Origin of the sequence: Aetokthonos hydrillicola CCALA 1050, from assembly GCF_017591665.1 — a bacterium.
Classification (GTDB): domain Bacteria; phylum Cyanobacteriota; class Cyanobacteriia; order Cyanobacteriales; family Nostocaceae; genus Aetokthonos; species Aetokthonos hydrillicola.
This window is the reverse complement of sequence record NZ_JAAKGC010000045.1, coordinates 52,875-62,894: the sequence shown is the minus strand read 5'-3', so window position 1 is coordinate 62,894 and position 10,020 is coordinate 52,875. Positions and strand designations below refer to the sequence as shown.

7 protein-coding genes and 1 pseudogene are annotated in these 10,020 nt (G+C 42.5%); 5 read left to right on the top strand and 3 right to left on the bottom strand.

The features are described from left to right. The 3 genes and pseudogenes from G4P69_RS21530 to G4P69_RS21520 all read left to right on the top strand — a co-directional run. A pseudogene (locus G4P69_RS21530) lies at positions 1 to 544 on the top strand (IS481 family transposase); the annotation flags it as partial. Between the two features lie 4 nt (positions 545 to 548). After that, positions 549 to 1,523, top strand: a complete 975-nt coding sequence (locus G4P69_RS21525; RefSeq protein ID WP_243902721.1) for an ExeA family protein — start codon at positions 549 to 551, stop codon at positions 1,521 to 1,523. Positions 1,524 to 1,970: 447 nt separating this feature from the next. Further along, positions 1,971 to 2,438, top strand: a complete 468-nt coding sequence (locus G4P69_RS21520) for a GUN4 domain-containing protein (RefSeq protein ID WP_208351022.1) — start codon at positions 1,971 to 1,973, stop codon at positions 2,436 to 2,438. Between the two features lie 45 nt (positions 2,439 to 2,483). Here G4P69_RS21520 and G4P69_RS21515 read toward each other — a convergent pair whose 3' ends face one another. Continuing rightward, a complete protein-coding gene (locus G4P69_RS21515; RefSeq protein WP_208343590.1) occupies positions 2,484 to 2,678 on the bottom strand; it encodes a hypothetical protein in 195 nt (64 codons plus the stop codon). Further along, positions 2,665 to 5,820, bottom strand: coding sequence for a two-partner secretion domain-containing protein (locus tag G4P69_RS21510; protein ID WP_208351020.1), 3,156 nt, complete (start codon positions 5,818 to 5,820; stop codon positions 2,665 to 2,667). The genes G4P69_RS21515 and G4P69_RS21510 overlap by 14 nt, the downstream gene beginning before the upstream one ends. Before the next feature lie 136 nt (positions 5,821 to 5,956). Between G4P69_RS21510 and G4P69_RS21505 the strand changes: the two genes are divergently transcribed. Then, complete coding sequence (locus G4P69_RS21505; RefSeq protein WP_208343588.1) at positions 5,957 to 6,382, top strand: hypothetical protein; 426 nt, start codon at positions 5,957 to 5,959, stop codon at positions 6,380 to 6,382. A 26-nt stretch (positions 6,383 to 6,408) separates the two neighbouring features. Here G4P69_RS21505 and G4P69_RS40275 read toward each other — a convergent pair whose 3' ends face one another. Next, complete coding sequence (locus G4P69_RS40275) at positions 6,409 to 9,489, bottom strand: pentapeptide repeat-containing protein (RefSeq protein ID WP_208343587.1); 3,081 nt, start codon at positions 9,487 to 9,489, stop codon at positions 6,409 to 6,411. 104 nt (positions 9,490 to 9,593) lie between these two features. Between G4P69_RS40275 and G4P69_RS21495 the strand changes: the two genes are divergently transcribed. Continuing rightward, positions 9,594 to 9,935 (top strand): TRADD-N-associated membrane domain-containing protein, encoded by a 342-nt coding sequence (locus tag G4P69_RS21495; RefSeq protein ID WP_243902514.1) that lies wholly within the window; start codon positions 9,594 to 9,596, stop codon positions 9,933 to 9,935. Positions 9,936 to 10,020: the final 85 nt, after the last annotated feature.

The following is a 10,020-nucleotide window of genomic DNA, read 5'->3' as shown; positions in this document are numbered from 1 at the left end:
GGTGGGGATTGATGCTCGCGTTACTGTTGAAGGAGTGGCTTATGAAGTTGAACCAGATTTAGCGGGGGAAACCGTAGTTCTCTGGTGGGGATTGTTCGATAACGAACTGTACGTAGAACATTCTGAGAGTCGCTATGGACCTTTTGTTCCTGTAGACGGTCCAATTCCTCTACATCGTTATCGTAGTTTTAAGAAAACACGGACGCAAAAACGGGCTGACCGGATTGAATCTTTAGCTAAACAGTTGTCTTTACCAAGTTCAGTCACTGTTCGTTCCGACACCTATTCACTCCATAGTAGTACAAAAGAACTTAAAGTACAGCCCTTTGTTGACCCTAACCCTTTCCAAGAATTAACTTTCAGCACAGTCATTGCTGCAAAACTGGCGATAGCAGAATATTTAGCACGTCCATTAGCTAAACTCACGTCCGAGCAGATGGCTTATATTGACTCGGTTTGCTCCAACACTTTGGATAAGCAGGAGGTGATGAAACAAGTTCAAGATTTCTTTAACCCCTTACCAGGTACAAACCATGTTGAGTGATGTCATGAATTATTTTGGTCTCAAACGTACCTTAGACCATGTGGGTTTTTTTGAGACCGAAGAACAGACAAATCTTTTTAAAGAACTTAAATCCCAAGTTAGGCAATGTCGATTAATTGCCATAACAGGTGTTGTTGGTTGTGGTAAAACCACTACACTGAAGCGACTGCAATTGGAATTGGTGTCCGAAAAAGACATTATTATTTCTCGTAGCCTTGCCGTTGATAAAGGTAAGGTTAGTATGTCGGTTTTAATGACAGCTTTGTTTTGGGACTTAAGTACAGAGAAAGATGCCAAACCACCGACCCAACCAGAACTTAAAGAACGAAAATTGTTAGCTTTAATTCAAAAATGTCGCAAAACTGTAGTGCTTTTTGTGGATGAAGCTCATGACATTCAACACAGCACGCTTGTACAAATTAAGCGAATCATTGAATTGGTGCGTAGCAATGGTGGTACTTTATCTGTAGTTCTGGTAGGACACCCCAAGCTAAAAAACGATTTACGCCGACCATCATTAGAAGAAATTGGGGCTAGGACTAATGTTTTTAGCTTAGAAGGTATTAGAGGTCACCAGGGCGAGTATATTAAATGGCTATTAACTGAGTGTGTTCACGATGGTTATGTACCTGAAGATTTGATTACCGAAGAGGCAATTGCGTTGTTAACACAACGGCTAACGACTCCGTTACAAATCGAACATTATTTGCACAGAGTATTTGAAGATGCCTATAAAGCTGCAACCAAACCTGTCACGATTGAAATGGTTGAAGCTGTTTTGGCTGTTGGACTTAACGATTTGGAACCTCGCTTAATGCGTCATGGGTATAGTGCTAAAGTACTAGCTGAATTATTAAATGTACGGACAAGCGAGATTAACTCTTTTTTACACTCTCAATTACCTCCAGGTCGAACAGAAGATTTGAGAGACCAGATGCTAAAAATTGGAATTCCTTTGTATGCATCATCCGGAAATTAAAGAAATTAGTCACCAATTTGCTCGCTCGAAAAAAGGGGAGGCTTGAAGCCACACATTCCTAAGCAGCGGTCTAATACATCTAGGTAAAAGACACGCCTCCCCTTTTTTCTCTTGCAGACGCTCGGTCACAAAAGTTACAAAAAACGATAAATACAACCCGGCGAATTTTTCGGGATTAAAAGTGTCTGTTTTATATATAAAGAAATGTACATATGTGTCCAGCTTAAAAGTTCGTATAATTTGGACACCACAAGCCACAAAAATGGCTTAATCCCTATCTGGTATGCATTACAGCTTATTTGCAGTTAATGTGGTTTGTTTGCAGTTAATGTGGTTTGTTTGCAAATAATCTGGTTTCATTTGCAGCTAATGTGGTTTTGAGACCACCCTTATTTGCAGCTAATGTGGTTTCAATTTTGCCTTGTTTGCAGTTTGAAGTGTTTCTGTTTGCAGTTCGCTACATTTAGCTATAGTAAACTTGCTGATTACCTATGGAGCGGAGAATGGAAAAAAGCTGATGACGAAACAGCTAACCTTATGATCCAAGTAGCAGGTGAAGGGAGCAACGGCTATTTAGATCAACAAGCTATAGAGAAATTCCCATGTTCAGATCTCCGTATCATCGACTTTCTTTGGGTATATGCCAGCAAGGGATATTTTGGTTTTAGCGTTCAGAAGAACATTTACCAAAGTTTGGGAGGTACGAGCAAGTATGATGAGAAAGTATGGAAAGACTTTGTTAATCGCGTAGGATGGACAAACAAAAAAATCTATACAGGCTCGGGACGCACAGAGTTTACTTTAGATAGTAAAGCTGAAGCATGCTTCCCTCACAGGATACACCAATATGAACAGCAAAAGAAACTTTGCGACTTTCCTTCTCTCGCATCCAGGCTTGTAAACTGTAACATGTAGTGCGACTCGTTGGCTAGAAACCAATCCCAGTAAGGATATGGAGGATTAGCCGCTTGGAACAAGGGTAAAAGCCCACAACCAAGACAACTGTACGACCCTATGTGCAAGGATGACAGCGTATCCCCCAATGATAACTTGCTCTGTGCGATCGCACTCTGTTAGGTATCCCGAGAGCACCACTTCTAATAGCGATCGCTTGAAGCTGGAGGGTAATCGTGATAATTCTTCACCTTGCAGCACAACTCATTGGAGTACTAGATGTAGTGTTTGACACAGAAGAGATAAGTGTGACTTCACCTTTCCCATTAAACACCCAGCCAGTAGCAGGCACAATTTCTATGGGTTTGGGTTTGATTAAAGCCGCCTGTTTCTTGGGTTGATTTTGGTGTGCTGTGGTTAGTGGTAGGCGAGTGTCTGACCATACTGCATCGCTGGTGAGGGGTTCGTAGGGACTCTTGGGTAAGCCGCCGCGTCCGGTGATGGTGAAGTTGTTACCACCTGCTGTTTCATTAAAGGCGGTGCAGTTAGACGAGACTAGCTTGGGGGGTTTTTCGGTGACTGTGGGTAAGAGAATCAAGCCACGACTCGGGTCAGCATCTGGGGTAATGATGGTCGGGTTGTTTTGAGAAATTGCAGAGATATCATTTGTTGATAGTTGACGTGGGTCTAGATCAGATGGACGTAGCCTCGCCAAATCTTGTTGACTGCGTACATCAAAGCCAAAAACTCCATCAGATGCAGTAATGTCAATTTTACCTCCCCTGCCATTGAAAGCATTGGTAATGATGTCACTATTATTAAGAAGAGGTGCTACTAGAAATTGAGTGCTGAGGAAAAAATTGCCTCCATTTCCTCCTACTTGTGCAGTACCATTTGTATTTGAAATCAGGCTATTACGGCGCAGCAGTAAAATATCGTTCACCCTTAAGGAAACATTACCACCTTCACCTGTTACAGAATTAGCTATGAGCTTGCCTTGGTTATTTAGAGTGATGAAATTAGCTCTCACATTCAAGTTACCAGCATTTCCTTTTCCTGAACTAGCTGTAGAAATCTCTGCCCCATCCTGAACCAGCAACCGATTAGTTAAAAAGGTCGAATTTCCTCCATTTCCCACAGCACTAGCTTCGACAGCAGACCTTACACCACTGGCAAACCGACCATCCGCCGAAGTGCCAACCAGCTCTACAGAATCACTTGCACGAAAAGTTAAATCACCAGCACTCCCCTGTCCAAAAGTTGCTGCTGATACCTGTGCTCCATTTAGAGCTAATAATCGTCCAGTGTCAATTGTCAAGTTTCCTGCATTTCCTACACCTCCTGACTCAACAGCAGAGCGAATGCCACTGGCAAACTGACCATCAGCTGAAGTACCAATTAACTCTACTAAAGAGACTGTGTTAAACCTTATATTTCCAGAGTTACCAAAACCAAAAGTTGAAGCAGAGATTTGTGCCCCATCTCGCACTACTAATCGTCCAGTGTCAATTGTCAAGTTTCCTGCATTTCCTACACCTCCTGACTCAACAGCAGAGCGAATGCCACTGGCAAACTGACCATCAGCTGAAGTACCAATTAACTCTACTAAAGAGACTGTGTTAAACCTTATATTTCCAGAGTTACCAAAACCAAAAGTTGAAGCAGAGATTTGTGCCCCATCTCGCACTACTAATCGTCCAGTGTTAATTGTCAAGTTTCCTGCATTTCCTCTAGCTCCTGACTCAACAGCAGCACGAATGCCACTGGCAAGCCGACCATCAGCAGAAGTACCGATTAGTTCTACAGTATCTACTGTATTAAACGTTATATTACCAGAGTTACCTAAACCAAAAGTTGAAGCAGAGATTTGTGCTCCATCTCGCACTAGTAATCTTCCGGTTATTAAATTTAAGTTCCCCCCTTTTCCTAAAGCCCCTGAATCCACACTACTAAAGATGCCACTAGGATATCCACTATTTGTCCCAGCTAAAAAGACATTATCAATAATATTAATATTGATATTACCTGCATCCCCCTTTCCAGAAGTACTAGCAGTCAATTGAGCACCATTACTTAAAACAAATGAGCCTGCTAACAGATTAATGTTGCCTCCGTTGCCCACTGCTCCAGAACCTACACCACTAAATGCTTGACTAAGTCGATCAAAAGTAACCGCGTCTCTAGCTCGAATTGTTATATTACCAGCATTACCTTGTGCGTAGGTGCTAGCCACAAGTGCAGCACCATTCAATAGTGAAAGTTGATTTGTAGTAATCTCAATATTGCCACCGTTACCTTTGACGATGTTATTCTGTGTACTAGACCCGTCTCCCACGGTGCTGAAGATATATCCATTATCAAGAGAAAGGCTCTTGGTAGCATTGATAATCACATTCCCCGCATTCCCTTGTCCAAAAGTAACATTAGCGATTTGAGCACCATTCACCAAAGCAATGGAATCAGCATTAACATTAATATCGCCTGTTCTACTAAAGCTACTCAATCCCGTACCAATTCCTGCAAACAGGTAGGAATTAGACATTTCTAGATTACCAGCATTAACTGCTATATCTCCTCCACCAGCACCAGATACATCCACAAACGCCTGATTTGTTAGAGAAACATTACCTCGCTGCACATTACTGGGCGCACTTAAACTTAAGGTATCTCCCGCAACATTTAAATCAATAGTTCCTGGTGCAGCTAAGCCAGCTAATTCCACTCTTCCTCCATTAGCTGTCAACCCTCCACCATCTAAGTTGATATTGCCACCAGCTAGCAGTAAACTCTTCCCATCTGGAACTCGTAAACCAACGGCGTCAAAACCTGCTGGATCTTTTCCTGCTGATGCTATTGAACTGTTTTGAATGGATGCACTCGGAATAATCTGGTTATAAAACAAGGCTGTTGGATTAATTGTTAATAGTGCTGGATTATTTGGCGCACTTGCACTGAAAAACCCAAGATTACCAAATTGAATAGCATTAGCAGTGGTTGCTACAAATGAACCACCAACATTCAAACTGGCATTACGTCCAAAAACAATTCCATTGGGGTTGAGGAAGAAGAGATTCGCTGTCCCCAATGCACGAATCGTCCCCTGTATGTCTGAAACTGACCCCCCTGTTACCCGACTAAAAATGTTTTGAACATCTGATCCATTATTAAATAAAGCCGTATTATTCGCTGGTACAGAAAACTGCTGAAAACTGTGGAACAAATTTCGTCCAGCCTGTGTTCCCCCAGTGATATTAAATGTGCTGCCATTGATTGTGACAGTCGTATTATTAGGTAGAGTCCTATCTGGTGTAATCTGGGATAGAGCACAATTGGCACTGAACAAACAAACACTACTAACAGCAAGCCCTAAGAACTGACGACAGACAGCACCCGTCCCTGACATTGCAGTCTCCTTTGAAACCGAAGTAACGCAGAATTACCAACCATCATGAGTAAACCATGATTCAGGTAACAGTGGTGTAACCGCTTTGTAACAACAGCAAGATTCTTTACAAAACTTTATTAATGAGCACTTAACGATGCATTCAGGTGTCAAGCTTTCTTTTCTTGGGAGAAGGCTTTATGCTTCTCACTCTTGTGGGGCGATCGCTTCCAGCACTGCACAAAGCACAACCACCACTTCAAACACAGTTGCTACTACCAAGACCACAACAGCCACTACTGCACAACAGACAACTACAGTTTCATCACAGACGGCTCAGCCAGTTGCAGTGAAGAGTGGGAATAGTTTGATTATTTCGAGTATTCCTCCGGGAACTTACACTGTGACTAATTACAGTAATCCGCAGCAATCCAAGGTGTATACTGTGACGCTTAAAGGGTGTTTGGTGAGCGATCGCACTCAAATTGGTAGCCCCTCCAAGTTTCTCGTCAGTCGTCAGGGTTTGACTTTTCCTGTAGATTGGGCGTCGCTGACTACGATTCCAGTGGTTCCATCTTGTTAGGATATATACAGGCTTTTTCTACTTCTTCATAAACCCAACTGTTGCTTTAAAGATTCTGGCACTTGAGCAGTTTCTAACCCCCGTACACCCTTCCAATTTGTACTTTTATCCCAAATAATCTCTCCTTTTTCACCAATGAGGATAGCGCGAATGAGGCTAGCGCCTGAGAGCTTAGCGCCTAAGAGGATAGCGCGAATGAGGTTAGCGTTTGAGAGGTTAGCGTTTGAGAGGTTAGCGCTTGAGAGGATAGCGCTTGAGAGGTTAGCACCTTCGAGGATACCACCTTCGAGGATAGCGCTTGAGAAGTTAGCGCGAACGAGGATAGCGCTAACGAGGTTAGCGCCTGAGAGGTTAGTGCGAATCAGCTTAGCGCGAATCAGGTTAGCGCGAATCAGCTTAGCGCGAATCAGGTTAGCGCGAATCAGGTTAGCGCCCCTCAGGCTAGCGCTTTCGAGGTTAGCGCTTTCGAGGTTAGCGCGAATCAGCTTAGCGCTTTCGAGGTTAGCGCCCCTCAGGTTAGCGCGAATGAGGTTAGCGCCCCTCAGGCTAGCCTCTTCGAGGATAGTGCCTTCGAGGATAGCGCGAACGAGGATAGCGCTAACGAGGTTAGCGCGAACGACGTTAGCACCTTCAAGGTTAGCACCTTCAAGGTTAGCACCTTCGAGGTTAGCACGAACGAGATTAGCGCGAACGAGATTAGCGTCTTCGAGCTTAGCGCCTCTCAGGCTAGCGCTTTGGAGGTTAGCGCCCCTCAGGTTAGCGCCCCTCAGGTTAGCACCTTCAAGGTTAGCACCTTCGAGGTTAGCACCTTCGAGGTTAGCACCTTTGAGGTTAGCACCTTCAAGGTTAGCGCGAATGAGGTTAGCGCGAGTGAGCTTAGCGCCTTCGAGCTTAGCGCCTTCAAGGTTAGCGCGAATGAGGTTAGCGCCTTCGAGCTTAGCGCCTTCGAGCTTAGCACTTGATAGGTAAGAATTAACTGTTTTTAAAAAAGTATTTAAATTAACGCTGTTACTGTAACTAATTATCCGAAGCAATCGCTCAGATTGAAAATTATCATTATCTTTTTGACCACAGAGATAGAAAACTATTTTACCCTTTAATTCATCATTATTTTGAGCGCAACAGTGTAATTCTAGGAGCAGAATCATGACATTTAGCCCCGTGTATATATCTACCTGTCGCAGTCCTAGTTGAGTTTCCCGCTCTGGTATTTGAGTCTTTAATGCCTGCATCTTTAATTGGACTAAGTTTTCGATGACTACATCAATAAACTCTCCATCACACCAACACTCGTAAAAATTCTCCAAGCGTTCAAATAATTTTATCGGCTTAAACGCTTCATCCTCAGCTAACAATGCCATCAGATAATCCACAATCTCGCGTGTTAAACCGCCGTAGCCAAGCAGATCATAAATCTGCCTATTCATTTCATTCGTTGAAGTCAAGTACTCTTCACGCTCACGTTGACGCCTAGTCGGTTTTGTTGTTGTCCAATCCAGAATACTTTCTTTTAAACGTTCTGCAAATAAAAACTCGCTAAAACTTTTATGACAAAACTCTACAGAACCCTCTTTGTCCCCAGAAGCAGGCTTAATATAAAAGGAAGTCAATAGGTTATTGAAAAACTTTTCCTCATCTTTAATTTCAATTCTTGCTTGCTCAATCGCTTCAGCAAGTGGATTGTTAATACTTTTAAGCCGTGATACTAGCATTGTGACTTTAGCAGATTCATTCCCTGACTGTACAACACACAAGGCTGCTTCAGTCAAACAGGAGCGCAGATCATCTTTATCATCAAATCCAGTCAAACGCATATTTTGGTCTTGACGTTGCTTTTCAAGTACCCAACTTACTGATTTATCATAAATGCGAACTTTTGCCCTAATACCTTCAGCTTCAGCAAACATTTGTACATTAAGATGCTGCTCTTTATGCATTCGTGCTAGTAGATACAGAAGTAAAGGTTCTCTGGCTAAGTTATCTTTAATGTCTGTGGGACAAGAATCTAAAAACTGTCGAAACTCATTAGCTTCCTCTTGTCCTACTTTAACTGCCCATTTTTCTAACCATGTTTGTCGAATAGAATCGTCCATCAGTTGAATTTCAAATCTCTCCAAACTTTTTGTTTGAGTAATGAGACGGTCAATTCCTTGCAGTGCCAAAGGACGACCAGTGACTATAAACCGATGATGACTACTTTGTTGAAAATGCTCTACCTGTTGCAAAAATTCCTTAATTCCACCACTGGCACGTCCCTCTAGCAACAGCTCGTCAAATCCATCTAGGAAAAACAAAAATCGGGTGTTTTTATCTGTTAGCCAGCTGGGATTCTTCACAAAGTCATAGGTTTCTAAATAATTTTCAAAGGTTTTGGTGAGACTATTCTCCAACACCTTGAGATTTCTCAATCTAATGACAATGGGTGTGAAAGATGATTGTAAGTTACTCTTTGGGTGCCAATTTTCCCTAACCCAATCGGCGAACATGCGACAAAACACACTCTTTCCCCTGCCTGCATCTGCTTGAATAAACAAGATTTTCTTGTCCTTGTCGTTGTCATTCAGTGTCTCTTTAGCCCACTCTTCAAGATCAATAGGGTCTTTATCTTTGATGGGATTGCCATTTCCATCAAGTATCCTGACCTTTAAAGGCACATACAAATCCCGAAATGAAATCTCTTGTTCATCAAAAATTGTTTCATCTGGCTTGGGTTGAATCTCAAGAGCTAAGTATTCATTAATACTTCCTAGATTCTGTCTTTGCTGCCATTCTGGATATTTGGTTTCCCATAACCATTTAAGTGCTTGTTCCCAAGGACTCTCACCTTTAAGTTTTCTCCCTTTGCTGGTTGGTTGGTTAGTTGGACAACCAGCCTTTTTCCCCAAAACATTACAGATTTTCTTCAACTCGTCTTGAAGTTTTTGCGCTCCATCTTCAGGCTTTCTACTCCAGTCAATAGACCTAGCCAGGACAGTATTATCTTTACCGCCGTTCGCCTGATCAAAGCGATAGAGAAATACAGTTCGCGTATCACCCGTGAAACTGTACTGTGTTGCCATTGCTTCTAAAAACTGGCTGTGCTGTTCTTGAGTATCTGAGGGATTCACCTAGCTAAACCACTTCTATATAACTCTATTTTTGAGCAATTTTTTCTCTATTTGACAACTCCTAAGTTTAAAGGCGTAGAAACAATCTTATTTAGGAGTGAGCCATGCATACCCAATTAACCCTGATAATTGCCACTAAGTACCCAGAAGTTTATGCATTAGCTTGGGTGCTATCAAATTCAGTTCCAAATAAGCAGATAAAGTATAGCATTGCTGATGAACGTTTGCGCCAAGCTCGTTACAGCTTCAACATGAGCATTATAGCCACCACGATTTCTTTCTTTGCTTGTCTGACAGGAGCCGGACTACTCATGTCAAATAAACTTTCACAAGGAAGTGTTACAGCTGCTAGTGGACTAGTTTCTAGTGCATTGTTCGTTCAACTTGCTAAGGATGCAAATGACAGGCTAGACAAGATTTTAGCCGATTTGGACGATGAAACCTAGCTCGATGAAACCTAGCTATTGAGGGGGTGGGCGATTAAGTTTCACGCAGTTTTCTGAAGAGCGATCGCACTCTAGCACTGCGCAA

Excerpts from the sequence above, each read along its gene's own strand:
- G4P69_RS21525 (WP_243902721.1), top strand. The coding sequence starts at position 549 with ATGAATTATTTTGGTCTCAAACGTACCTTAGACCATGTGGGTTTTTTT.
- G4P69_RS21510 (WP_208351020.1), bottom strand. The coding sequence starts at position 5,820 with ATGTCAGGGACGGGTGCTGTCTGTCGTCAGTTCTTAGGGCTTGCTGTT.
- G4P69_RS21505 (WP_208343588.1), top strand. The coding sequence starts at position 5,957 with ATGCATTCAGGTGTCAAGCTTTCTTTTCTTGGGAGAAGGCTTTATGCT.
- G4P69_RS21495 (WP_243902514.1), top strand. The coding sequence starts at position 9,594 with ATGCATACCCAATTAACCCTGATAATTGCCACTAAGTACCCAGAAGTT.